Genomic DNA, 24,069 nt, shown 5'->3' on the forward strand with positions numbered 1-24,069 from the left:
TCCCCGGCCGGGTGCGCGACCGCGGGCCGCTCGGGCTCACCGGGCGCTCCGCAGCGAGGCGTGCAGCGCCTGCAGCGGACGGACCACCATGTCACCACGGATCCGGGCCTCGACCGCCATCACCACGGCGGCGGCGCCGGGGACGGTGGTGATGCAGGGGATGTCCGCCGTCACGGCGGCACTGCGGATCTCGTAGCCATCGGAGCGGGCGCTCGCTCCCGAACCCTGCGGGGTGTTCACCACGAGCACCACCTCGCCGGACCGGATGAGCGAAACCGCGTCCGCACTCTCCCCCGACTCGTAGTGCTTGCGGATCTGCTCGCAGGCGACGCCGTGCCGGCGCAGCACCTCGGCGGTGCCGGTGGTGGCGATCAGCTGGAAGCCCAGGTCGGCCAGGCGCTTGATCGGGAAGATCATGCCACGCTTGTCCCGGTTGGCGACCGACACGAAGATCTTCCCGCTGGTGGGCAACGAGCCGTAGGTGGCCGACTGTGACTTGGCGAAGGCGTACCCGAAGGCCGTGTCGATGCCCATCACCTCACCGGTGGACTTCATCTCCGGTCCGAGCAGCGAATCGATCCCCTTCCCGGCCGGAGTGCGGAACCGCTTGAACGGGAGCACCGCCTCCTTGACCGCGATCGGCGCATCCGCGGGAAGGGTGCCGCCGTCGCCGCCGGCGGGGAGCAGGCCCTCGGCGCGCAGCTCGGCGATGGTGGCACCGAGCGCGATCCGCGCCGCCGCCTTGGCCAACGGCACCGCGGTGGCCTTGGAGACGAACGGCACGGTCCGGGACGCACGCGGGTTGGCCTCGAGCACCCAGAGCTGGTCGTCCTTGAGGGCGTACTGCACGTTGAGCAGGCCCTGCACGCCGATGCCCCGGGCGATCTCCTCGGTGTACCGACGGACCTCGGCGACGTGCGAACCGGCCAGGGTGATCGGCGGCAACGCGCACGAGGAGTCGCCGGAGTGGATCCCGGCCTCCTCGATGTGCTCCATCACCCCGCCGAGGTAGACCTCACCGGAGGCGTCGCAGAGCGCGTCCACGTCGATCTCGATGGCGTCATCAAGGAACCGGTCCACCAGCACCGGATGATCCGGGGAAATGTCGGTGGCCCGGCCGATGTAGTCACGCAGCGTGGCGTCGTCGTAGACAATCTCCATGCCCCGACCACCGAGCACGTACGAGGGGCGGACCAGCACCGGATAGCCGATCTCGGCGGCGATCGTCTTCGCCTCGTCGTACGAGATGGCGGTGCCGTGTGCCGGCGCCCGCAGCCCGGCGCGGGCCAGCAGCGCGCCGAACGCCCCCCGCTCCTCGGCGAGGTGGATCGACTCCGGGGAGGTACCGACGACCGGCACCCCCGCGTCCTTGAGCCGCTGCGCCAGCCCCAACGGGGTCTGACCACCAAGCTGCACGACCACCCCGACCACGCCGGGGCCACCGGCCGCCCGGCCGGAGGAGTCCTCGGCGTGCCACACCTCGAGGACGTCCTCGAAGGTCAGCGGCTCGAAGTAGAGCCGGTTCGCGGTGTCGTAGTCGGTGGAGACGGTCTCCGGGTTGCAGTTGACCATGACCGTCTCGTATCCGACGTCCCGCAACGCCATGACGGCGTGCACGCAGGAGTAGTCGAACTCGATGCCCTGCCCGATCCGGTTCGGCCCCGAGCCGAGGATCAGCACCTTGGGCCGGTCCGACCCGACCACCTCGGTCTCCGCGTCGTAGCTGGAGTAGTGGTAGGGCGTCGTCGCCGCGAACTCCGCCGCGCAGGTGTCCACGGTCTTGTACACCGGGCGGACACCCAACCGGTGCCGCAGCGTCCGAACCCCGTCCTCGGCGGCCAGTTCCGGGCGCACCGCGGCGAGCTGCCGGTCGGAGAGCCCCGCCCGCTTGGCCCGGCCCAGCAGTTCGGCATCGAGCACCGGGGCGTCCACGATCTCGGCCCGCAACTCCACCAGGCCGGCGATCTGGTCGAGGAACCACGGGTCCATCCCACCGGAGGCCGCCGCCACCTCGGCGATCGAGGCGCCCAGCCGCAGCGCCCGTTCCACCGTGTAGAGCCGCCCGTCGTGCGGCACCCGCAGCGCCGCGAGGGCGTCCTCCCGGGTGGCACCGGCCGGGTCGGGCACGGTCCAGAAGCCGGCTGCCTTCGTCTCCATCGAGCGCATCGCCTTGTTCAGCGCCTCCGTGAAGTTGCGGCCCAGGCTCATCGCCTCACCGACCGACTTCATGGTGGTGGTCAGCTCCGGGTCGGCGCCGGGGAACTTCTCGAACGCGAAGCGCGGAATCTTGACCACCACGTAGTCCAACGTCGGCTCGAACGCGGCCGGCGTCTTCAGGGTGATGTCGTTGGGGATCTCGTCGAGGGTGTAGCCGATGGCCAGCCTCGCGGCGATCTTCGCGATCGGGAAGCCGGTCGCCTTCGAGGCCAGCGCCGACGAGCGGGAGACCCGGGGATTCATCTCGATCACGACGATCCGGCCGTCGGCCGGGTTCACCGCGAACTGGATGTTGCAGCCTCCGGTGTCCACCCCGACCTCGCGCAGCACCGCGATGCCGAGGTCCCGCAGGCGCTGGTACTCCCGGTCGGTGAGAGTCATCGCCGGCGCCACGGTGACGCTGTCGCCGGTGTGCACGCCCATCGGGTCGACGTTCTCGATCGAGCAGACCACCACGACGTTGTCGTGCCGGTCGCGCATCAGCTCGAGCTCGTACTCCTTCCAGCCGAGCACGCTCTCCTCGATGAGCACCTCGTGTACCGGGCTGGCGGCCAGCCCGGCGCCGGCGATGCGTTCCAGGTCCGCATCGGTGTGGGCCATGCCGGAGCCGAGGCCGCCCATCGTGAACGACGGCCGGATCACCGCCGGCAGGCCCAGCTCGGCGACCGTCTCGCGGACCTCGTCCATCGAGTGACAGACCCGGGAACGTGGCACCAGCGTCGCCGGGTCCTCGACCCCGATCCGGACACCCGCCTTGGCGACGACGTCCTTGAACAGCTGCCGGTCCTCGCCGCGGCGGATCGAGTCGATGTTCGCGCCGATCAACTCGACGCCGTACTTCTCCAGTACCCCGGCCTCGTGCAGCGCGACCGCCGTGTTCAGTGCGGTCTGGCCACCCAGGGTGGGCAGCACCGCATCCGGCCGCTCCTTGGCGATGACCAGTTCGACGAACTCCGGGGTGATCGGCTCGACGTACGTGGCGTCGGCGAACTCCGGGTCGGTCATGATCGTCGCCGGGTTCGAGTTGACCAGGCTGACCCGGATCCCCTCGCTGCGTAGTACCCGGCACGCCTGGGTGCCGGAGTAGTCGAACTCGCAGGCCTGCCCGATCACGATCGGCCCGGAGCCGATCACCAGGACGTGTTTGAGGTCGGTCCGCTTAGGCATTCGCGCGCCCCCCGCTGTGGTTGCGACCCTCGATGAGCTCGGCGAAGCGGTCGAACAGGTAGTCCGCGTCGTGCGGACCGGCCGCCGCCTCCGGGTGGTACTGGACGGTGAAGGCGGGCACGTCACGCGCCCGCAGCCCCTCGACCACGTTGTCGTTGAGGCAGACGTGCGAGACCTCGATCCCGCCGAACTCGGACTCGATCACCCGGTCCGGCACGACGGCCCCCGGCTCGGCACCGGGAAACGCGACGGCGAAACCGTGGTTGTGGCTGGTCACCTCGACCTTGCCGGTGGCCCGATCGAGCACCGGCTGGTTGATCCCGCGGTGGCCGTAGCCGAGCTTGTACGTACCGAATCCCAGCGCCCGACCAAGGATCTGACTGCCGAAGCAGATGCCGAAGAGCGGCACCCCGCCGGCGAGCGCCTCGCGCGCCAGGGCCACCGGCCCGTCGGCGGTTGCCGGGTCGCCGGGGCCGGGCGAGAGGAAGATCGCGTCCGCGCCGGTGGCCCGCAGTTCGTCGATGCCCGAGTGAGCCGGCAGGACATGGGTGGTGACACCCCGCGCCGCGAGCCGCCGGGGCACGTTCCGTTTGATGCCGAGATCCAGGGCGGCGACGGTGAACCGGTGCTCCCCCTCGGCCTCGACCACGTACGGCTGCGGGGTGGTCACCTCGGCGGCGAGGTCCGCGCCGACCATCTGCGGGGCCTGCCGGACCCGGGTCAACAGCGCCTGCGGGTCGGTCTCGACGCTGGAGACCCCGACCCGCATCGCGCCCCGCTCCCGCAGGTGCCGGGTGAGCGCCCGGGTGTCCACACCGCTGATGCCGACCACGCCCTCGGCGGCGAGCCGCTCCTCCAGGCCACCGGTGGCCCGCCAGTTCGAGCCGATCCGGGCGGGGTCACGGACCACGTACCCGGCGACCCAGATCCGGCCAGACTCGTCATCCTCGCCGTTGACCCCGGTGTTGCCGATGTGCGGCGCGGTCTGCACCACCACCTGCCGGTGGTAGGACGGGTCGGTGAGCGTCTCCTGGTAGCCGGTCATTCCGGTGTTGAAGACCGCTTCGCCGAAGGTCTCCCCGACGCTGCCGTACGCAACGCCGTGGAACGTGCGCCCGTCCTCCAGGACGAGAATCGCCGGTCGCCGCCTCACGCCACGCACCCCGCACTCCGGGCCACGCGGCACTGCCCCACCGCACTCCGTACTCGCATCACTTCACTGCCTTTCCGTCCAGAACCGTCGCCTCGCCGCGCAGGAAGGTCGCCACGATGCGACCCGGCAGCGTCATGCGGGCGTACGGGGTGTTGCGGCTGCGGCTGGCCAGCTCGGTCGGCTCGACGACGCGACGCGCCGCCGGATCCACCAGGGTCAGGTTCGCCGGTGCGCCCGGCGCTGGGTCGTGGCCGTGTTCGGTGAGGCCAGCGATCCGGGCGGGGGTGCGGGACATCCGCTCGGCGATGAGGTCCCACCGCGCGCCGAGCACGTCCAGCGTGATGGCGAGCGCCGTCTCCAGGCCGAGCATTCCCGGCCGGGCGTACGCCCACTCGCACTCCTTGTCCTCCACCGCGTGCGGGGCGTGGTCGGTGGCGACGATGTCCACCACCCCCTCGGCCAGCGCGGTGCGCAGCGCGGCGACATCGGCGGCCGTCCGCAGCGGCGGGTTGACCTTGTAGACCGGGTCGTAGGTGACCGCCTTCTCGTCGGTCAACAACAGGTGGTGCGGGGTGACCTCGGCGGTGACCTGAACGCCGCGGGCCTTGGCCTGCCGCAGCACGTCGACGCTGCCGGCGGTGGAGACGTGGCAGATGTGCAGGCGGCTCCCCACGTGCTCGGCGAGCAGCACGTCCCGGGCGATGATCGCCTCCTCGGCGACCGCCGGCCAACCCGTCAGGCCGAGGCGGGTGGAGATCTCCCCCTCGTGCATCTGGGCGCCCTCGGTCAGCCGTGGCTCCTCGGCGTGCTGGGCGACGATGCCGTCGAACGCCTTCACGTACTCCAGGGCCCGGCGCATCAGCCGCGGGTCGGCGACGCAGTGTCCGTCGTCGGAGAAGATCCGGACCTGGGCGGCGGAGTCGGCCATCGCGCCCAACTCGGCCAGGCGCTCGCCGGCCAGCCCGACCGTGACCGCCCCGATCGGCTGCACGTCCACCAGCCCGGCCTCCCGGCCCAGCCGCCAGACCTGCTCCACCACCCCGGCGGTGTCGGCGACCGGGGAGGTGTTCGCCATCGCGCAGACCGCCGTGTAGCCACCGAGCGCCGCGGCCCGAGAGCCGGTCTCGACGGTCTCGGCGTCTTCCCGGCCGGGCTCGCGCAGGTGGGTGTGCAGGTCCACCAGGCCGGGCAGGGCGACCAGGCCGGTGCCGTCCACCACGACCGCGCCGGGGGCCGTCAGCCCCGCGCCGGTCTCGGCCACGACGCCGTCACGGATCAGCAGGTCGGTCGGCGCGGCGCCGAGGACGCTCACGTTGGTGATCAGGTACGCGGTCACCGGTTGTTCCCTCCGAGCAGCAGGTAAAGGACGGCCATCCGGACGGAGACGCCGTTGGCGACCTGTTCGACAATGGTGGAGCGGGGCGAGTCGGCCACCTCGGAGGTGATCTCCATGCCCCGGTTCATCGGGCCGGGGTGCATCACGATCGCGTGCTCCGGCAGCCGCCGCATCCGCGAGCCGTCCAGGCCGTAACGGCGGGCGTACTCACGGGCGGAGGGAAAGTAGGAGTCGTTCATGCGTTCCCGCTGCACCCGCAGCATCATGACCACGTCCGACTGCGGCAGCACCGAGTCCAGGTCGTAGCAGACGGCGGCGCCGGGCGCGAGGGCCGCGGCGATGTCCACCGGGATCAGCGGGGGCGGGCCGACCAGGGTGACCTTGGCACCGAGGGTGGAGAGCAGCAGGACGTTGGAGCGCGCCACCCGGCTGTGCAGCACGTCACCGACCACCGCCACCGACAGACCGGCGAGCCGGCCCAGCCGGGACCGCATCGTGTACGCGTCGAGTAGCGCCTGGGTGGGGTGCTCGTGCGTACCGTCGCCGGCGTTGACGACCGAGCCGTCAACCCAGTCGGCCAGCTGGTACGGGGCCCCGGAGGCGGGGTGCCGGACGACGACGGCGTCGGCGCCCATCGCCTGGAGGGTGAGTGCGGTGTCCTTGAGGCTCTCGCCCTTGGTGACGCTGGACCCCTTGACCGAAAAGTTGATCACGTCGGCACTGAGCCGCTTGGCGGCGGCCTCGAAGGAGATCCGGGTCCGGGTGGAGTCTTCGTAGAAGAGGTTCACCACGGTCCGGCCGCGCAGCGCCGGCAGCTTCTTGACCTCCCGCCCGGCCACGGTCGCCATCTCGGCGGCGGTGTCCAGAATCTGGAGGGCGGTGCCAGCGTCCAGGTCGGCGCTGGAGAGCAGGTGACGGATCATGCGCCGAGCTCCCTTCCGGCCGCGACCAGCGGGCGGCGCGGCGCCGCGTACCACGGGCTCACCGGGCACCGCCGTAGAGCCGGACCTCGTCCACGCCGTCGGGCTCGGCCAGGGTGACCCGGACACTCTCGGCGAGGGCGGTCGGGATGTTCTTGCCCACGTAGTCGGCCCGGATGGGCAGCTCCCGGTGGCCGCGATCGACCAGGACGGCGAGCTGGACCGAGGCTGGCCGGCCGACGTCGTTCAGCGCGTCGAGTGCCGCCCGCACGGTTCGGCCGGAGAAGAGGACATCGTCGACGAGGACGACCTGCCGGCCGTCGATGCCGCCGGCGGGAACGTCGGTGGGGCCGACGGCGCGGGTACCGTGCTGACGCAGATCGTCCCGGTAGAGGGTGATGTCGAGCACACCGACCGGGACATCCACCCCCTCGAAGGCGCTGATCCGGGCGGCGAGCCGCCGGGCGAGTGGTACGCCCCGGGTGGGGATCCCGAGCAGGACGGCCTGTTGGGCGCCCTGGGTCTTCTCGAGGATCTGGTGGGCGATGCGGTCCACCACGCGCTGCACGTCGGCGCTGGTGAGTATCACCTTCACCGAGGGTTGTCGGGTGGTCGGCGAGTGGGCAGCCGGGGGGTACGCCACGGCGGACCTCCTTCCCCGCCTCACGGGACGGGTCGTTAAAGGATGTCGGAGTGACCGGCGCGGACCGCGAACGGACCGGACCGGGGCTTCGGGCAACGTTACCAGTGGTCACCGTCTCGACCGTCGCCGGCCGAGGGCCCGGCGACAGAACGGTGAAACTAGGACAACTCCCCCAGGATGAAACGGGAAAGTTCACGACCACTTGACCGGCTGTCCCAATCCCCGTACCGTCACGCTCCGTAGCGATCGACGGGAGAACCCCGAGCAGCACTGGGAGTGTCCGAATGCCCTCTGAGTACGCCAAGTCGCTGGGCGCCCGCCTGCGCTCCATTCGCCAGCAGCAGGGCCTGTCCCTGCAGGGCGTAGAGGAAAAGTCCAACGGACGGTGGAAGGCCGTCGTGGTTGGCTCGTACGAGCGCGGTGACCGAGCCGTCACCGTGTCCCGCCTCGCCGAGCTGGCCGACTTCTACCGTGTTCCCGTCTCCGAGCTACTGCCCGACGGCAGTGGCGTCCGCCACGAGCCCACCAGCAAGATCGTGCTGGACCTCGAGCGGCTCTACGACGAGGCCTCGGAGGACCTCGCCTACGTCGCCCGGTACGCCCGCGCGATCCAGCAGCAGCGCGGCGACTACAACGGCCGGGTGCTGTCGATCCGCGCCGACGACCTGCGCGCCCTGGCAATTGTCTACGACGCCTCGCCGTCCGGCCTGATCGAACGGCTGAACGAACACGGCGTCCTCGTCGCCGACCCGCGGGCGTTCTTCGCCTCCTGAGTAGCACCACCCGAAAAGGGCCCGTGCCGGTCGGCACGGGCCCTTTTCGACTATCCGGTCGCGCTGCCGGCCCGGCCAGCTCGCTTTCGAGCCAACGCCCCCGCCGGGGCGGCTACCGGGTGGCGTACTCCGCGATCCGGCCGAGAATGCCGTTGAGGAACCGCGGTGAATCGTCGGTCGACATCTGCCGGGCCAGCTCCACCGCCTCGCTGATCGCGACCGCGTCGTCGATCTCGTCCACGTAGAGCAGCTCGTAGACCGCGATCCGGGCGAGGTTCCGATCAACGGTCGGCATCCGGTCCAGCGTCCACCCCTCGGCGTAGCTGGCGATCAGCTCGTCAACCCGGTCCAGGTGGGCAGCGACCCCCTCGACCAGGCCGACCGCGTACCCCAGATGCTCCGGTCGGGGCTTCTCGATCCGCTCCACGTAGCCGGCGAGCACCTCCACCGGTGGGCGGCCCCGCAGGTCCGCCTCAAAGAGCACGTCCAGCGCCCGCTTGCGCGCCTTGCGACGCGCCGGCATCTGCTGCTTGGGCCCCTCGGCCATCAGGCGCGGCCGAGGTAACGGCCGTCGCGGGTGTCGACCTTGATCTTCTCGCCGGTGGTGATGAAGAGCGGCACCTGCACGGTCGCGCCGGTCTCGACCGTGGCCGGCTTGCTGCCGCCGGTCGAGCGGTCCCCCTGGAGACCCGGCTCGGTGTATGTGATCTCCAGCACCACGCTGGTCGGCAGCTCCACGTAGAGCGGCACCCCCTCGTGGGTGGCGACCGTCGCCTCGGCCTCGGGCAGCAGGTAGTTCGCCGCCTCGCCGACCGTGTCGCCCAGCACATTGATCTGGTCGAACGTCTCCAGGTCCATGAAGACGAAGTCCTCGCCGTCGGCGTACAGGTACTGCATCGTACGCTTGTCGACGGTCGCGGTCTCGACCTTGGTGCCCGCGTTGAAGGTCTTGTCGACCACCTTGCCGGAGAGCACGTTCTTCAGCGTGGTGCGCACGAACGCACCACCCTTGCCGGGCTTGACATGCTGGAACTCGACGACGGCCCAGAGCTCACCGTCGAGGTTGAGTACCATGCCGTTTTTCAGGTCGTTGGTGGTGGCCATTTCCTGCCTTGATCATAAGGTGGCGGACAGACCCGGCAAGTCTACTAGGCCACGTTTGGCAGGCTCGCCCGAGCAAGCCGCGCCCCCGCCGATGATCAGCGGGCCCGGGCCGCCAGGTGGTGCAGGGCCAGGCGGTAGCCGTCCACGCCCAGCCCACAGATCACCCCGGTCGCCACCGCCGAGACCACCGAGTGGTGCCGGAACTCCTCCCGGGCATGGATGTTGGAGAGGTGCACCTCGACCAACGGGGCGCGCAGCAGGGCGCAGGCATCCCGCACCGCGATCGAGTAGTGCGACCAGGCGGCAGGATTGAGCACCACACAAGCGCCCAGGTCCGCAGCCTCATGCAGCCAGCCGAGCAGCTCGTGCTCGGCGTCGGTCTGCCGGACGACCACCTCCAGCCCCAGCTCCCGCCCGGTCTGCTGGCACAGCCCGACCAGGTCGGCGTAGGTGGTGGTGCCGTAGACCTCCGGTTGCCGGGTGCCCAGACGGCCCAGATTGGGCCCGTTCAGCACGTACACCCTCATTCGGCGATCTCCTGGTAGGCGGCGCGCAGCAACTCGTCGGAAGGCGCCTCAAGAATCGTCGGGCGGGCGAGGCCGGCCAACACCACGAAGCGCAGGATGCTGCCCCGCGTCTTCTTGTCCACCCGCATCGCGGCGAGCAGATCCGGCCAGGCCTCCGCCCGATATCCGGTGGGCAGGCCGAGCGCGCCCAGCACCGCCCGGTGCCGCTGCGCGGTCTGCACATCCAGCCGGCCTTCGAGCCGGGCCAGGGTCGCCGCGTAGACCAGCCCCACCGCGACCGCGTGGCCGTGCCGCCAGCGGTAGTCCTCCACCTTCTCGATGGCGTGCGCCAGGGTGTGCCCGTAGTTCAGTATCTCCCGGGCCCCCGACTCACGAAGGTCACCCGCGACGACCTGCGCCTTGACCCGAATCGCCCGCTCGATCAACTCCCGGAGCACCGGCCCCGCCGGGTCAACGGCGACGGCGGGCTCCCGCTCGACCAGGTCAAGGATCACCGGGTCGGCGATGAAGCCACACTTGACCACCTCGGCCAGGCCCGCGGCCAGGTCGACCGGGGAGAGGCTGTCCAACGCCGCCAGGTCACAAATCACCCCGACTGGCGGGTGGAAGGCGCCGACCAGGTTCTTGCCGGCGGAGGTGTTGATGCCGGTCTTGCCCCCTACCGCCGCGTCCACCATGCCCAACAGCGACGTCGCCACCGGCACCCAGCGCACCCCGCGCAGCCAGCAGGCCGCGACGAAGCCGGCCAGGTCGGTAACCGCGCCGCCGCCCACCCCAACGACGGCGTCGGCACGGGTGAAGCCCGCCGCACCGAGCCGTTCCCAACAGCTGGCGGCGACGTCGATGTGCTTGCCCGCCTCCGCGTCCGGCACCTCGACCAGCAACGGCGTCACCCCGGCCGCCCGGGTCCGCTCCGCCAGCTGCTCGGCCCGGCCCTGCATCGGCGACGCGTACAGCACGGCCAGCCGATGTGCGCCCGGCAGCAACCGCGGCAGGTCCGGCAGGTCGCGCCCCACCAACACGTCGTACGGCTGGTCACCGCCAACCGCGATCCGGGTAATCTCGTCCATCGCGCGCAGCCTAGCCGAGCCGGCCGTGCCGGTGGCGACGACGGTCGAAGCGTCCCGGGAACCGGACCGGACCCGGGAACCGGACCACGGAACGGGACCGGACGGAAGTGGACCCGGAACCGTTGGCCGCCCGGCCGGCCCGGCGCCCGTCAGGCGGGGAGCAGCGCGGCGATCTCGGACGCGAGCTGCGCCGGTCTCCGGCCGTCGGTCACCACCGTCGCCGTCGCCACCGCCGCGTAGTGCGGCCGGCGCTGCTCCAGCAGGTGTTTGAGGGTGGCCCGCGGGTTGACCGCGAGCAGGGGTCGCCCCGCACCCAGCCCGACCCGGCGTACCGCGTCGGGCAGCTCCACCGACAGGTACACGACGGTGTGGCCGGTCAGCGCGGCCCGGGTCTGTTCGGCGAGCACCGCACCCCCGCCGAGGGCGAGCACCCCGGGGGCAGCCGCGAGCGCCGTCGCCACCGCCGCCCGTTCGAGGCTACGAAAGTGCGCCTCCCCCTCGTCGATGAAGATCTCCGAGATCGGCTTACCCGCCGTCGCCTCGATGTCCAGGTCGGTGTCGCGGAACTCCACCCCGAGCAGCTCGGCGAGGGCCCGACCGACGGTGGTCTTGCCCGAGCCGGGCGGGCCCACCAACACACAGACCGGCGCCATCAGCGGACAACCAGCGCGTCGAGGTAGCCGGCGAGGTTGCGGCGCTGCTCGGCCACCGAGTCGCCGCCGAACTTCTCCACCACCGCCTCGGCCAGCACCAGCGCCACCATCGCCTCCGCGACGACGCCCGCGGCCGGCACCGCGCACACGTCCGAGCGTTGGTTGATCGCGGTGGCGGGCTCACCGGAGGTGACATCCACCGTCGACAGCGCGCGGTTCAGCGAGGAGATCGGCTTCATCGCGGCCCGCACTCGCAGCGGCTCACCGGTGGTGATGCCCCCCTCCAGGCCGCCAGCCCGGTCGGTGACCCGCCGGACCCCGGTCGCGGTGGGAATGATCTCGTCGTGCGCGACGGAGCCCCGGGAACGCGCCTGCTGCCAGCCGTCGCCGATCTCCACCCCCTTGATCGCCTGAATGGACATCAGCGCGGTGGCCAGCCGGGCGTCCAGCTTCCGGTCCCACTGCACATGGCTGCCGAGCCCCGGGGGCACCCCGTACGCCAGCACCTCGACCACGCCGCCGAGCGTGTCGGCGTCCTTCTTCGCGGCGTCGACCTCGGCGACCATCCGGCGACTCGCCTCCGGGTCCAGACACCGCAGCGGGTCCGCGTCGATCCGCTCGGCGTCGGCCGGGCTGGGCCGCAGCCCCGGTCTCGTCGCGACCGACCCCAGCTCCACGACGTGCGAGACGACCTCGATGCCCAGCGACTGCCGGAGCAATGCCTTGGCGACGGTGCCGACGGCGACCCGGGCCGCCGTCTCCCGGGCGCTGGCCCGTTCGAGGATCGGGCGGGCGTCGGTGTGCCCGTACTTCTGCATGCCGGCCAGGTCGGCGTGCCCCGGTCGGGGACGGGTCAGCGGCGCGTTACGGGCCTGCCCGGCCAGCTCCGCCGGGTCGACCGGGTCGGCGGCCATCACCGTGCGCCACTTGGGCCACTCGGAGTTGCCGATCCGGATCGCCACCGGGCTGCCCAGGGTCACCCCGTGCCGCAGCCCACCGATGATCTCGATCTCGTCCTGTTCGAACGCCATCCGGGCACCACGGCCGTAGCCGAGGCGGCGCCGGGCGAGCTCCCCGGCGATCTCCTCGGTGGTCACCTCGACCCCGGCCGGGACCCCTTCGAGCAACGCGACCAGGGCGGGACCGTGTGATTCCCCTGCAGTCAACCAGCGCAACACAACGGCCAGTCTGGCACGCCCGGCGGGCGCCGGGTGCCACACCCGTCCCGTCCCGCCCTGCGGACACGAGTGTCCGTGGGACGGTCACGATCACCCCGTTGGCGGCGAATCCGTACGATCATGGCGGCCTCCCGGAAGTCTGGTCGGCGACGACGTGGTTTCGACCCACCCGGAGGCCCCGGTGCTGCTCCTCGCGTTCGCAGCCGTGCTGCTGCTGGCCGTCCTGCTGTCCAGCCTCGCGCACCGCAGCATCCTCTCCACCGCCGTGGTCTTCCTCCTCGCCGGCGTCCTGCTCGGCCCGGACACCACCGGTGTCCTGAAGATCACCGCCGACAGCGAGATCGTCGCCGGGCTCGCGGAGCTGGCGCTTTTCACCGTGCTCTTCACCGACGGCATGCGGGTCGGCTTCGCCGACCTACGCGCGGCGTGGCGGCTGCCCGGGCGGGCGCTCGGCTGGGGGCTGCCGCTGACGCTGGGGATCACCGCGGTGCTGGCGCACTACGTGGCCGGACTCGACTGGCCGGAGGCACTGCTGATCGGGGCGGTCCTCGCCCCCACCGACCCGGTCTTCGCCGCCGCCCTGGTCGGCAACGTGGGCGTTCCGCGCCGACTGCGGCACCTACTCAACGTCGAATCCGGCATCAACGACGGCCTCGCGTTACCGTTCGTCATCCTCTTCCTGACGGTCGTCGAGGGCTCCGACGACCTGCACCTCGACGAGTTGGGGACCGAGCTGGTCCTGGGCCTGGTGATCGGGGTGGCGGTGCCGTGGCTGGCCCTGCAGTTGGAGAAGGGGCGGTTCTTCTCCGCCTCCACCAAGTACGAGCCCCTCAACGGTGTGGCGATCGGCCTGCTGGTCCTCGCGCTGGGGCTGATCACCCACGCCAACCTGTTCCTCGCCGCGTTCGCCGCCGGGATCACCGTGGCCACCTTCGGCGAGCGACAGCGCGAGAGCTTCGAACACTTCGGCGAGCTGATCGCCGAGCTGTTCAAGCTCGCCGCCCTGCTGGTGTTCGGCGCCCTGATCTCGGTGAAGTTCCTCAGTGAGATCAACTGGACCGGCTGGCTCTTCGCGGTGTTGGCCATCGTGGTGGCCCGCCCACTCGCGCTCGCGGTGTCGTTCCTCGGATCGAAGCTGAGCCGCACCGAACAGTTCGCCGCCATGTGGTTCGGCCCGAAGGGTTTCGCCTCGGTGGTCTACGGTCTGCTGGTGCTCCAGGCCGGGATCACCGCGGGAGACGAGGTGTTCCACCTGGTGGCGTTGACCGTTGTCCTGTCGATCCTGGCGCACTCGTCAACCGACGTCCTGGTCGCCCGGATCTTCAACCCGGCGATGACCCCCCAGTGGTCCGAACGGCAGCGGGCGGCCTCGGCCGATCGCCGAGAGCACCGCGGTGACAAGGATCAGCCGCCGCCGTAGGTCACTCCCGCCCGTCGGAAGTGGTCGCCGGATCGCCTCCTCGCCGCACTCCGGATGACCCGGTAGGTCGAACGAGCTCCTTACCTGCTGCGCCCGCCGGGATTGCTAATCTCGCGGCTGGTACGGATGACTGGGGCGGTCTGCTGCGGGCTTAGATGCCCCGGCCGCGCCTGTGCAGCGTGCGCAGCACCGCGTCCGCCCGGACCACCCGCCCCGCCACCGCGAGCGCCAGGTACGCCCGTGGCTCCCGCGGATTGCCGCGGAGGGTACGGCGGGCCCAGCGCAGCGCGCCCTGGCGATCACCGGAGGCGGCGCGGGCGAAGGCGATCTGCCCCGCCACCCGGGCCGCACCGGCCGGCTGGGTGCCGAACTCCGGGTAGCGTTCCAGCAGCCACTGCAGCGCTGCCGAGATGGTGTCCCAGCGCTGCGTGAAATACGACCGGTTGTGCCAACGCACCAGCACCAGCGGGGTACGCAGGTTGACCAACGGCGCCCGGCGGGCCGCCCGCAGCAGGAACTCGTAGTCCTCGGCGTAGCTGCCCGGAATCTCCTCGTTGACCAGTCCGAAGCCGTCGCGGAGCACGGCGGCGCGGAAGAGGAAGGTTGACGGGTGCAGCTCCGTCAGCCGATCCCGCAACAGGTTGGCGAGGGTGATCCGGTCCCGAGGCAGCGACCGGTCGACGGTGTGTCCGTCGTAGCTCACCCGGATGCCGCCCGAGACGAACTCCGCGTCGGGGAGCGTGGTGAGCGCCGCAACCTGCGCCGACAACTTGCCGGGCAACCACTCGTCGTCGTCGTCGCAGAAAGCGATCAACTCGCCGGCGGCGGCCAGGGTGCCGGTGTTGCGGGCACCCGCGAGACCGGGCGTCCGGCCGTTCTCGGTGACCCGGACCGGCCGGCCCGGTCGGGACAGCTCGGTCAGGGTCGGATCCGGCTCCGAACGGTCGTAGACGACGATCACCTCAAGCTCACCCGGGTAGTCCTGGTCGAGGAGGGCGCGGACCGCGGCCCGCAACAGCTCCGGGCGGTCCCGGGTGGGCACCACCGCACTCACCCTCGGCTGTGCGCCCACCCGCGGCAGCGCGGTCATCCTCGCGCTCCGCTCCGAGGCGACCGGGACCACGGCCACCACCAGGACCGTCGGCCGTTCGCCGCGACCATCAGCCTCTCCACGATCTCCCCAACCCGGGTCACGGCGGCCTCCCGCACCCGGGTCGAATCGGGGTCCGCCCGGACGACGAACCGGGACGGCTCGGCCAGACCAGCGGTGAGCTCCGCCACGAACGCCGCTCGGGTCTCGCACACCACCACCAGCCCCGCCGCCCCGAGCCGACGCGCAAAGCGCAGTTGGTGGTCGTCAACATGTTCGCCGTGGGCCGGATCCCGGGGGACCACGATCGGCACCCGGCCAAGCCGACGGGCCTCCAGAATCGTGGCCGGGCCGCCGTGACAGATCACGAGGTCGGCCGTGGAGATCGCCGCCTGGAGCTCGTCATGCCCCAGAAAGGCCACCGCGCCGGGAACCCCGGCCGCTTTGGTGTGACCATGCTGGACGTTCAGGACCACACGGTCCGGGACGGTGGGTTGCCAGCTCCGAAGCCAGTCGACCAGCCGGTCAAACGGGTGCTTGTCGGTACCGACGACGACCAACACCTGCACCCGCCCGTCACCAGACCGGTTCCGTTGCCGGGGGACGTGGCTGGGCTCGGACCCCACCGGCGCCGCGACTCGCTTCGTACTCACCGCATCCCCCTGTATCCGGGCTGACAAACCTGGCATCGCGCGTCGGCGCTCCGCCACACCCTCCGCGCTCACAGCAGCGGCCCCACCACAGTGGCCTCCGGGTAGTGCCGGCGTTGCTCCTCCCACTGCACGAGCATCGCGGAGAGAAACGGGCGACACAGGCGCGCGGTCAGGGTCGGGGTGTCGATCCGGTCGTACACCTCGACGTAGACCGTGGGAATGCGCCGCAGCCAGGCGAGGACCACGAACGGCACCGCAACCCCGGCGCCGGTCGTCACCACCGCGGCGACCCGATGCCGCCGCAGTACCCGTACCGCCAGCACCGCGTTGCGCACCAGATTGGGAACGCTGCGGGTGGTCGGGTGGTACGCCGCGACGACCTGTTCCCCGGCGAGCTGGGAGAGTGCGTCCGGGGTGTCGAAGGTTACCCAGCAGCGACGCCAGCGCTCGTACCAGGAACGCAGCGCCAGCAGCTGGGCCAGGTGCCCACCGCTCGATCCGACGAGCAGCAGGACCGGGGAGTCACCGCGGCCCCTCGGGTAGGTCTCCATGCGAGCCTCACCGTCCGCTTCCTTCGATCCACTTCGGCCTCGATCGATGGCCTGCAAAAGCAGATCACGTATCGCGCCGTGGGGGCATCGGGAAACCGGACGGTCACCGGTGGTCCCGCTGCACGAGGAGCTCCAGCAGAGCGGGGTGTAGCGCGGGGTTCCAGCCGGCACCGGCGTTGGCCAGCCGCCAGGTCCGCAACCACAGCTCCAGCAGGTACGCGTCAGCGACCAGGCGCTGCCCAGCCCGGTTCAGGCCGAGCGCGTCGCCGTACCGTCGGAGTTGGAGATCAACAGCCTCGGCCGCGACGGCGACGGAGGAACCCCGCAGCACCAGGGCCCGCTGGAACGCATCGTGCGCCAGGTCGAAGCCGACCGGGACGTCCGGGGCGCTGTGCTCCCAGTCCCAGGCGACCAGCCGGCCGGCGTGTCGGCCCAGGTTCCACGGGACCCAGTCGCCATGCCAGTGCCCGAACTCGACCCGGGTCTCCCCGTGCCGCGAGGCGAGCCCCGCCGCTGCCACGACCGCCCCGGGGTCGGCCGACATCGTGGCGACGGCCCGGTGCGCGGTCCGGGTTAGCCGGGCCAGGAAGCTCGATCCGGCCAGTGGCCGGGGCCGCGCGGGCGGGCCACCCCGACGAGCCACCGCGAGCACCACGGCGACCTCGGGCTCGGCGGTGGTGGACAGCCCACGGACCGCCGGCGGCAGTGGCTGCACCAACGCGACGGACCGCTCCGCCCACCGAAGCTCGGCCAGCAGCCGCGGCGCCACCGGGTGGTCCGGCACCCGGGCCAGCGCGGGGAGTTCCCGCAGGGCCGCCGCCTCGGCGGTCACCAAGGCCCGGGTGGCGTCGTTCCAGCCGATCTTCGCGAAGCCGAGCGGGCGGCCACTGGGGGCGAACAGTTGCAGGGTCGGCTTGTGGTTCGGATCCGGCGGTCGCACCCCACACGCCGCGTACGCGGCTCCCCCGCCCAGCAGGGCGGCGAGTCGGTGGCTGAGCAGCGCCTCCTCCGCGGCGACCGCGTCGGGCAGCGACACGGTCAGGACCGGGAACCGGGCCAGTTCCAGCCCACCGAGCCGGGCGAGCCCACCGAGAACCGCCCGCACCGCCCGGACCCGGGGCGGTCGCAGCGCGTTGTACGCCAGCAGCGACGCCGCCGTTGCCCGCGGGGAGCCCAACGGCAACAAAAACCGGGCCCGCCGCACCGAGGGCACAATCGCGTACCGCGCCACTGCCCGGTGCCCGGACGGCAGCCCGCCGGCCACGGTGAGCCCGACCTGCTCGGCACCGAAGATCGCCCGGGTGACCCAACCCAACCCATCGGTACGGGTCCGCGGGTCGGCCGAGGCGGTGGCCGACCCGGTCATCCGGCGTCACCCGGCCAGTCGAGGTCCATTCCGAGCCGCTGCCGCAGCGCCTCGTTGTAGGGGTGGTAGTAGGCGGTCAGCTCCGCCTGAACCGCCGGGTCCAGCGGCGCGGAGCGGCGGTCGTTGTAGACCCGGAAGCTGGCCAGGTCGTACGCCGGCAGCCCGAGGAAGGACAGGGTACGGCGGTACGTCGACCGGGCGTCTCGATAGAGGTCCTCGCTGCGCAGGAAGAGGAACTGCGTGCGGTCGAACCGGTCCAGCCACGGCTGAAGGTGCTCGAGGTACCGGCCCCGGGCCCGGTAGGTGTACCAGTCGTACGCCTCGCTGACGTACTCCGGTTCGGCCACCAGCCGCTCCCGCTCCCCCCGGGTGCGCTCCGGCTCGGCGGCGAGGGCGGCGGCGAAGTCCAGCGGCTCGATGCCGTGGGTACGCCGCTCCTTCCAGTGCGAGTAGGCCCGCTGCACCGGATCGCGCAGCAGCACCACCAGCTTGACCGAGGGCATCAGCGCGGCGACCCGCCCGGCGGCGAGCGGGTGGAACATGTACAGCGGGGCAGCCTCACCGGCCCGGACCGGGCCGCCGTGCCGCCGCTGTAGCGCCGCCCGCTGGCGCCGGGTCGGGAAGTGCGACCGGTACCACGCCTCGCCCCGCCGCCAGTGCTCCTCGAAATAGTGGGTGGACTTCGTGTTCCAGGCCGGGAAGAGCCGCGGCACCAGCGGATGCTGGATCAGATAGTTCCACAGTGACGTGGTGCCACCCCGCTTGGTGCCGATGACCAGGAAATCTGGCAGTTGCCGCCGGTCACTGGTCTGCACGCCGTAGCTGACGAGAGACTCCCGCACCCGCTCGGTCACCTGGTTCGGCACGAACCGCTTCACCTGGTCCCGCATCACCGACACGACCTCACCTGTCCTTCTGCTCTGGTAGGCCGGGGGCGGCCGGGACGGCCGCCCCTCCCCCACGGAGTTGCCGCAGGACCGCCAAGACCTCGGGCCGGATCCGGGACAACGTGCCGGCCCCGCCGACGGCCAGCACCGCCACCGCCACCAGCAGGCCGGGAATGCCCCGCCCGCCGACCAGCACCCCCACTCCGGCGGCGGCGGCCACCACGGCGGCGGTGATCGCCGCCGCGCGTAGCATCGCCGGGTCCACCAGCGGGTGCCGCACCACGAGCCAGGCGCACGTCCCGGCGGTGAGGTTCTCGGTGAGGATGCCCGCGGCCCAGGCCATCGCTGCGCCGGTGGCGCCGTGCCCGGGAATCCAGACCAGGCCGAGCGAGACCGTCACCAGCAGCCCACCCAGGGTGGCAGCCAGGTGTAGGCCACTGCGGCCCCCCATCAGCAGCAGGCTCTGCACATTGCCCGCGCCCGTGCGCACCAGCATGGCCAGGGCGAGAACGGTCAGCGCGGTGGCTCCGGCGGTGAATCCCGGCCCGAAAAGTTCCAGGAATGCCATCCCGAAGACAGCCAGCAGCAGGTACACCGGCCAGGAGAGCACCAACCCCCAGGTGGTCAGCTGCCGGTGCACGGCCGCCGCGAGGGCCGGCTGGCCCGCACCGAGCAGCCGGGACAGCCGGGGGGCAACCGTCACCCGCAGCCCCTGGATGGCGAGCTGGCCGGCGAGGACGTACCGGCCGACGGCACCGAACACACCGGCCTCCTCCGCCCCGGCGAGCGCCGAGGTCAACAGCACCCCGATCCACAGGTTGCCGGCGTCGATGGCGGCCGAGACGGCCCGGGGCAGCGCGAACCGCCAGAAGGTTGACCAGTCCCGCGGTTCGGGGCGGAGCCGGGCGCCCCGCCCGATCCGCAGCGGCCCCGCAACCAGGGCCAGGCAGACCAGCAGGGCGAGTGCGGCCGGAACCAGCCAGGCGGACACGCCGGCCACCAGGCCGCCGCCGACCAGGACCGCGACGCCGACCAGGACCGGCCGGGCCACCGGCAGGAGAAAGAACTGCACCGACACGTACGCCCGAATCGGCCGGACACACCGCAGGGCGGCGAGCAGCAGCGTCAGGAGGACGACCACCGGAACAGCGGCGAAGCTCACCGCCAGCAGCTGCGACCCGGCGGCCGGGCCGAACACCCGGGGCGCCAGGGAGTCGGCGGCGAAGAACCCGGCCAGCGCGACCACCGCGGCAACCACGAACGGTGGGATTAGGGCCACCGGCAGCATCCGGGCGGCGGCCCCCCGCCCCCCGGCCGCGCGGCGGCGCGGCAGCGCCCACAGCAGACCGGTCTCGGCACCCAGCGTGCACATTGCGGTGGCTACTGTGATCACCCCGACGGCGGCGAAGAAGACGCCGGAACCGGTGGGGCCGTAGCCGCGGGTGATCACCACCGCAAGAAGAAAGCCGAAGAGGCCGCTGGTGGCCGCGCCGAGCAACCCAGCGACCCCGCTGCGGGCGCTGTCCCGGCGCTCCGCCTCGTCCGGCTGCCCGACGACGCGGCCGGACGACGCCGCCGGAGCGGTGCCGGCGGTCATGCGGCCGCCCGGCGAAGAGTCGTCGGCAGCCGTGGGGGCCGCCCTCGTGCCGGTCCAGCCGGGCCGGGATCCAGCGGGGGTAGGGGCCGTGGTGCCCGTTCGCCCTCGGTACGTGCCATGGCGAAGGCCACCACGTAGAAGGCGACGGCGAGGTTCTGGTTGGTCATGCCGTAGAAGGGGATCTGCACCAGGCACACCACCGGGACGATCGCCAGCCACTGCCCCGCCGGGGAGACCGCCCGGGCACAGCGGAGGGCGGCCACGACGAACCAGGCCAGAAAGCACAGCAGGGCGGGGATCCCGTGGCTGAACAGCACCATCCACAGCTGCCCCTGGGTACCGATCGGCGCCTCGGCCGAGACGGTGTCGACCTTCACCGGAGCACCATGGCCGAGCCACGGCGACTCACCGAGCCGCCCGAGCACCGCGCGGTAGAGGGCGAGCCGGTCGGTGTTGGTGCCGCTGCTTCCGACCCGGTCCCCAATCAGCTGGGTGACCGGGATGAACACGGTGGCGAGGAGACCCACCAGCAACACACCGACGATCGAGGCGGCGACCCGGCTGTTGCCGCGCCAACCGGCCCGGACACCGAGCACCAGCAGGCCGACGCCGAGGCTGAGGAACATCACTCGGTTCAGGGTGAGGAAAGCCGGTGCCAGGGACAGCGGCAACGACCCGAGCAGCAGCCAGCGCAGCACTCCCCGCCGCCGCAGCATGATCACCGCGATCACACCGGGCAACACCATCGCGTACGCGCTGCCGTAGTTGTTGGTGTACGCGTACGGCGCCGCGGGCCGGTAGACCGGATTCAGCGACCGGGCGCTGTACTCGGCGGTGGAGAGGTGGACCATGTCGTGGACGAATGGTTCGGCGGCGATCGCGCCGGGCAACAGGGCCTCCACCGGGGTGGTCAGGCCGAGCCGGGGGGCGAGCACGCTGAGCCAGCCCAACGCCACCAGCCCGAGCCAGAACGCGCAGAGGGGCAGAAGCACCTCGCTGCCTCCGGCTCGCTCCCGGGCCACCACGTACACGTAGACGCCGACCACCAGCGCGGTGGCGTAGAACCCCAGCCGTAGTCCAAAGGTCAACACCGAGCTGGGCGACCCCAGCTGGGTGGCGCTGGCCAGGACGACGGCGAGGAAGAGCAGCCAGATCCCGGTGCCGGGCGGCAACGGAACCCGGCCCCGGACCAACAGCAGGGCCAGCAGCACGGCGCCCAGCAACGGCCAGCCCAGGTAGAACGCACCGGCCAGCCACCAGATCGGCACCAGGCCGAACATCAGCGCCAGCGGCCAGATCGGTAGCCGCAGCGGCGGTGGCGGTGGCGGTGGCGGTGGCGGTGGCGGTGGGACTTCGACGGCCCCGCCCCCGGCCGGCTCGCTCGTCGCCGGGTTCCCACCCACGGGCACGGTCAGCCCCGACCACGGTGGGTGAGGACGAAGCCGAGCGGGACCACGCCGGCCGCTCGCAGCCGCTCCGCCAGCCGACGTAGGTCGCTCTGCCGGGTCTGGTCCTGCTCGACCACCACCACCGCGACCCCCTGTCGGGCCGCCGCGACACCCCGCTCATCGGCCTCGGCCGGTGGAGCGTTGAACAGCACCAGCCCGCTGGTGGCCCGCTGCCCCCAGGTACCGAACCGGATGATGCCGGCGCCCACCGCAACGATGTCGGCAGGCGCCCCGACGGCGCTCTTTCCATTGCTCGGCGTGGTGGATGCGATCCGGGGCAGCGAGATCGTGCCATCCGGATCGTCGGAGGCCGGGCGGTTGGCAGCAGTACCGTTGCCGGCCCCGGTCCCCCCGTGGACGGTGGCCTGGCTGGGAAGAACGGTCGGGCGAGATGCAGCGGTCGGGCGAGATGCAGCGGTCGGGCGAGATGCAGCGGTCGGGCGGGGAGCAGCGGTCGGGCGGGGAGCAGCGGTCGGGCGCGGGGATGGTCGCCGGACGGCGATCTGCTCGGTAACCTCATCAACGGGCGCCGTCCGCCGTTCCTGGCGCGGCTGCGGCACCGGCGGCCGGGCGGAGTTCGCCGTTGCCGGCAGGCGCGCCACACCAGCCAGCACCTCACTACGCAACCGCCCCAGGCGACCGGTGTCATCGGCGAGGTACACCTCCCGGCCGGTCCCGGCGAGCGCCACCGCCAGCCCGGCACTCATCGCGGTCTGATCCCCCCGGGTGGTCAACAACACGATCCGGGTCGGTTCCCGAGTCCGCCCAGCGATGGCCATCGCCACGTACCGGATATCAGCGTCCACGGCCTGCCGTGAGCTGCGTGGCTTCGGGCCGCGGGCGGTACCGAGCAGTGGCAGGCCGGTCGCGTCCCGGCCGTCGTCAACCGACCGGATGCGCCGGTCCACCGACTCCCAGCCGTAGGCCAGCACAACGCCGAGCAGCACACCGCCCAGAAGCCCCGCGAGCAGGTGAAGCAGTCGGCTACCGCCCGTAGGGAGCAGGTCCGGCTCCGCCTCGCGGGTGACCCAGCCGGGGTTGACATCAACCGCCGCGATCTCGGTCCGGGCGGAGCCGAGCTGGACCAGTTGGCTGTTCACACCGGACAGCTCGGCCACCGCCGCATCCGCCTCGCCCTCCCGAGCGCTGGCAATCCGACGTTGCAACGCCGCCTGCTGGTCCTGCACCTCGCTGATGCTCTCGTCGTACGAGCGCAGGATGTCCGCCCGCTGCTGCTCGTACATGGTCCGGCGCACGTCGAGGTAGGCCGCGGCGGCGAGGTTGACGCCCGCCACCGCGTCCTGGGGTGAGTTGGCGGTAAACCGGAAACGCAGGATCTGGCCGCCGGTCGGCACCTCGAGTTCGAGCGCGTCCTGCACGTCACGCTGGTCCCGGCCGGTGGCGTCCACCAGCCGCCGCACCACCTCGGTCCCGGTGGCGATGCCGCGCTCCACGTTCATGTTCACCGCACGGTCGGCGGAAGCGCCGCTCGGCGTGAAGGCGTCGGTGACCACCGGGCGGACCGCCACCACGGCGTCGGCGGTCACTGCGCTCGGCACCAGCAGTACGTAGCCGAATCCGGCGAGCAGCCCGAGTGCGGCCGTGCCGGCCAGCACCCGGATCCGGTGCAGCGGCACGCGGAGCAGGTCGGTCAGGGTGACCGTTCGACCCGGTGTCCCCCCGCCGGCTGCGGCGTTGGCGGTCCAGCCGCCACCACCGGCGTCAGTCATCGAAACTCTTCACCGTCTGCTGGGGGTTGCCAATAACCACCACCCGGGGTGGGACATCCGTCCGCACCACCGTGGCGGCGCCCACCACACTGTCCCGACCGATCCGCACACCCTTCAGTACGAGTGCGTGTGCGCCGATCCAGACGTTGTCCTCAAGGACGATCGGAGCTCGGGCGCGTGGGGTGGGCGGGTCGTGTCGCACCTCGGGCCGCAGATTGTGGAAGTCGTTGTCCCGCACCTCACAGTTCGACAACAGGCAGCGGTCCCCAACCGTGACCGAGGTCCAGACACCGACCCAGGTCGCACTCAGCAGACAGTCGGCGCCGATTCGAACCTCGCCCGGACCGGCGAACCGCACCAGCTTGTTGATTCGGGTCCGGTCACCGATGCGCACCCGCACACCACGGCGGAGCCGGACCCGCCCACGAATCTCCACATCCCGGCCGAGGCTCAGCCCCGGATAGCGCAACCGGTACCAGCCGCGCTTCAACGCGAACGCGGCTCTTACCCCAACACCACGGCGGATGCCCCGCAACGATCCTCCCCAGATCCGGGGACGACGGCATAGATCACCGTCAGCCAACGT

Annotated in this window: 22 protein-coding genes; 2 read left to right on the plus strand and 20 right to left on the minus strand. The window is 71.7% G+C overall.

Features of this window, described 5'->3' with window-relative positions; translation table 11 throughout:
• Positions 1 to 36: 36 nt before the first annotated feature.
• Genes carB through pyrR form a run of 5 tightly spaced genes read right to left on the minus strand, consistent with a single transcriptional unit; the run spans position 37 to position 7,436 of the window.
• Positions 37 to 3,384 (minus strand): carbamoyl-phosphate synthase large subunit, encoded by a 3,348-nt coding sequence (gene carB, locus T398_RS00325; protein WP_496443327.1) that lies wholly within the window; start codon positions 3,382 to 3,384, stop codon positions 37 to 39.
• The gene (gene carA / locus T398_RS00330) at positions 3,377 to 4,537 is read right to left on the minus strand and encodes a glutamine-hydrolyzing carbamoyl-phosphate synthase small subunit (protein ID WP_496443329.1); all 1,161 of its coding nucleotides are present in this window, start codon (positions 4,535 to 4,537) and stop codon (positions 3,377 to 3,379) included. Before carA ends, carB begins: the two co-directional genes overlap by 8 nt.
• A gap of 58 nt (positions 4,538 to 4,595) precedes the next feature.
• Complete coding sequence (locus tag T398_RS00335; RefSeq protein WP_496443331.1) at positions 4,596 to 5,873, minus strand: dihydroorotase; 1,278 nt, start codon at positions 5,871 to 5,873, stop codon at positions 4,596 to 4,598.
• Complete coding sequence (locus tag T398_RS00340) at positions 5,870 to 6,796, minus strand: aspartate carbamoyltransferase catalytic subunit (protein ID WP_496443333.1); 927 nt, start codon at positions 6,794 to 6,796, stop codon at positions 5,870 to 5,872. The genes T398_RS00335 and T398_RS00340 overlap by 4 nt, the downstream gene beginning before the upstream one ends.
• Before the next feature lie 58 nt (positions 6,797 to 6,854).
• Positions 6,855 to 7,436 carry a bifunctional pyr operon transcriptional regulator/uracil phosphoribosyltransferase PyrR gene (pyrR, locus tag T398_RS00345; RefSeq protein WP_496443335.1) on the minus strand — a complete coding sequence of 194 codons (582 nt, stop codon included), beginning with the start codon at positions 7,434 to 7,436 and terminating at the stop codon, positions 6,855 to 6,857.
• Positions 7,437 to 7,720: 284 nt separating this feature from the next.
• On the opposite strand from pyrR, the gene bldD reads away from it, so the two are divergent.
• A complete protein-coding gene (gene bldD, locus T398_RS00350) occupies positions 7,721 to 8,209 on the plus strand; it encodes a transcriptional regulator BldD (protein WP_011905744.1) in 489 nt (162 codons plus the stop codon).
• 112 nt (positions 8,210 to 8,321) lie between these two features.
• Here bldD and nusB read toward each other — a convergent pair whose 3' ends face one another.
• The 6 genes from nusB to aroC all read right to left on the minus strand — a co-directional run bounded on the left by nusB (position 8,322) and on the right by aroC (position 12,741).
• The gene (gene nusB, locus T398_RS00355) at positions 8,322 to 8,732 is read right to left on the minus strand and encodes a transcription antitermination factor NusB (RefSeq protein ID WP_180199258.1); all 411 of its coding nucleotides are present in this window, start codon (positions 8,730 to 8,732) and stop codon (positions 8,322 to 8,324) included.
• Between the two features lie 23 nt (positions 8,733 to 8,755).
• Positions 8,756 to 9,313 carry an elongation factor P gene (gene efp, locus T398_RS00360; protein WP_011905742.1) on the minus strand — a complete coding sequence of 186 codons (558 nt, stop codon included), beginning with the start codon at positions 9,311 to 9,313 and terminating at the stop codon, positions 8,756 to 8,758.
• A 95-nt stretch (positions 9,314 to 9,408) separates the two neighbouring features.
• Positions 9,409 to 9,840, minus strand: coding sequence for a type II 3-dehydroquinate dehydratase (gene aroQ, locus T398_RS00365; RefSeq protein WP_496443337.1), 432 nt, complete (start codon positions 9,838 to 9,840; stop codon positions 9,409 to 9,411).
• Positions 9,837 to 10,910: a 3-dehydroquinate synthase gene (gene aroB, locus T398_RS00370; RefSeq protein ID WP_496443339.1), complete on the minus strand. Its 1,074-nt coding sequence runs from the start codon at positions 10,908 to 10,910 to the stop codon at positions 9,837 to 9,839. The genes aroQ and aroB overlap by 4 nt, the downstream gene beginning before the upstream one ends.
• Before the next feature lie 149 nt (positions 10,911 to 11,059).
• On the minus strand, positions 11,060 to 11,563 hold the full coding sequence (locus T398_RS00375; protein ID WP_496443341.1) for a shikimate kinase: 504 nt from the start codon (positions 11,561 to 11,563) through the stop codon (positions 11,060 to 11,062).
• Positions 11,563 to 12,741 (minus strand): chorismate synthase, encoded by a 1,179-nt coding sequence (gene aroC, locus T398_RS00380; protein WP_496443343.1) that lies wholly within the window; start codon positions 12,739 to 12,741, stop codon positions 11,563 to 11,565. Before aroC ends, T398_RS00375 begins: the two co-directional genes overlap by 1 nt.
• A 154-nt stretch (positions 12,742 to 12,895) precedes the next feature.
• Between aroC and T398_RS00385 the strand changes: the two genes are divergently transcribed.
• Complete coding sequence (locus tag T398_RS00385; RefSeq protein ID WP_496443345.1) at positions 12,896 to 14,161, plus strand: cation:proton antiporter; 1,266 nt, start codon at positions 12,896 to 12,898, stop codon at positions 14,159 to 14,161.
• Positions 14,162 to 14,312: 151 nt separating this feature from the next.
• Here the strand turns inward: T398_RS00385 and T398_RS00390 are convergent, their stop codons facing one another.
• The 9 genes from T398_RS00390 to T398_RS00430 all read right to left on the minus strand — a co-directional run bounded on the left by T398_RS00390 (position 14,313) and on the right by T398_RS00430 (position 24,018).
• Complete coding sequence (locus T398_RS00390) at positions 14,313 to 15,251, minus strand: glycosyltransferase family 2 protein (protein WP_496443347.1); 939 nt, start codon at positions 15,249 to 15,251, stop codon at positions 14,313 to 14,315.
• On the minus strand, positions 15,248 to 15,814 hold the full coding sequence (locus tag T398_RS00395) for a glycosyltransferase (protein WP_496444025.1): 567 nt from the start codon (positions 15,812 to 15,814) through the stop codon (positions 15,248 to 15,250). Before T398_RS00395 ends, T398_RS00390 begins: the two co-directional genes overlap by 4 nt.
• Before the next feature lie 158 nt (positions 15,815 to 15,972).
• Entirely contained in the window at positions 15,973 to 16,455 is a 483-nt protein-coding gene (locus tag T398_RS00400; protein ID WP_180199165.1) for a glycosyltransferase family protein, read from the minus strand.
• A gap of 103 nt (positions 16,456 to 16,558) precedes the next feature.
• Positions 16,559 to 17,821 (minus strand): hypothetical protein, encoded by a 1,263-nt coding sequence (locus T398_RS00405; protein WP_496443349.1) that lies wholly within the window; start codon positions 17,819 to 17,821, stop codon positions 16,559 to 16,561.
• Positions 17,818 to 18,720 (minus strand): sulfotransferase domain-containing protein, encoded by a 903-nt coding sequence (locus T398_RS00410; RefSeq protein WP_496443351.1) that lies wholly within the window; start codon positions 18,718 to 18,720, stop codon positions 17,818 to 17,820. The genes T398_RS00405 and T398_RS00410 overlap by 4 nt, the downstream gene beginning before the upstream one ends.
• Before the next feature lie 4 nt (positions 18,721 to 18,724).
• On the minus strand, positions 18,725 to 20,305 hold the full coding sequence (locus tag T398_RS00415) for a lipopolysaccharide biosynthesis protein (RefSeq protein WP_496443353.1): 1,581 nt from the start codon (positions 20,303 to 20,305) through the stop codon (positions 18,725 to 18,727).
• Positions 20,302 to 21,708, minus strand: coding sequence for an O-antigen ligase family protein (locus tag T398_RS00420; protein WP_496444027.1), 1,407 nt, complete (start codon positions 21,706 to 21,708; stop codon positions 20,302 to 20,304). Before T398_RS00420 ends, T398_RS00415 begins: the two co-directional genes overlap by 4 nt.
• Before the next feature lie 8 nt (positions 21,709 to 21,716).
• Positions 21,717 to 23,483: a lipopolysaccharide biosynthesis protein gene (locus tag T398_RS00425; protein WP_496443355.1), complete on the minus strand. Its 1,767-nt coding sequence runs from the start codon at positions 23,481 to 23,483 to the stop codon at positions 21,717 to 21,719.
• Positions 23,476 to 24,018 carry an acyltransferase gene (locus T398_RS00430; RefSeq protein ID WP_496443357.1) on the minus strand — a complete coding sequence of 181 codons (543 nt, stop codon included), beginning with the start codon at positions 24,016 to 24,018 and terminating at the stop codon, positions 23,476 to 23,478. The genes T398_RS00425 and T398_RS00430 overlap by 8 nt, the downstream gene beginning before the upstream one ends.
• Positions 24,019 to 24,069: the final 51 nt, after the last annotated feature.

Source organism: Salinispora goodfellowii (assembly GCF_059570675.1).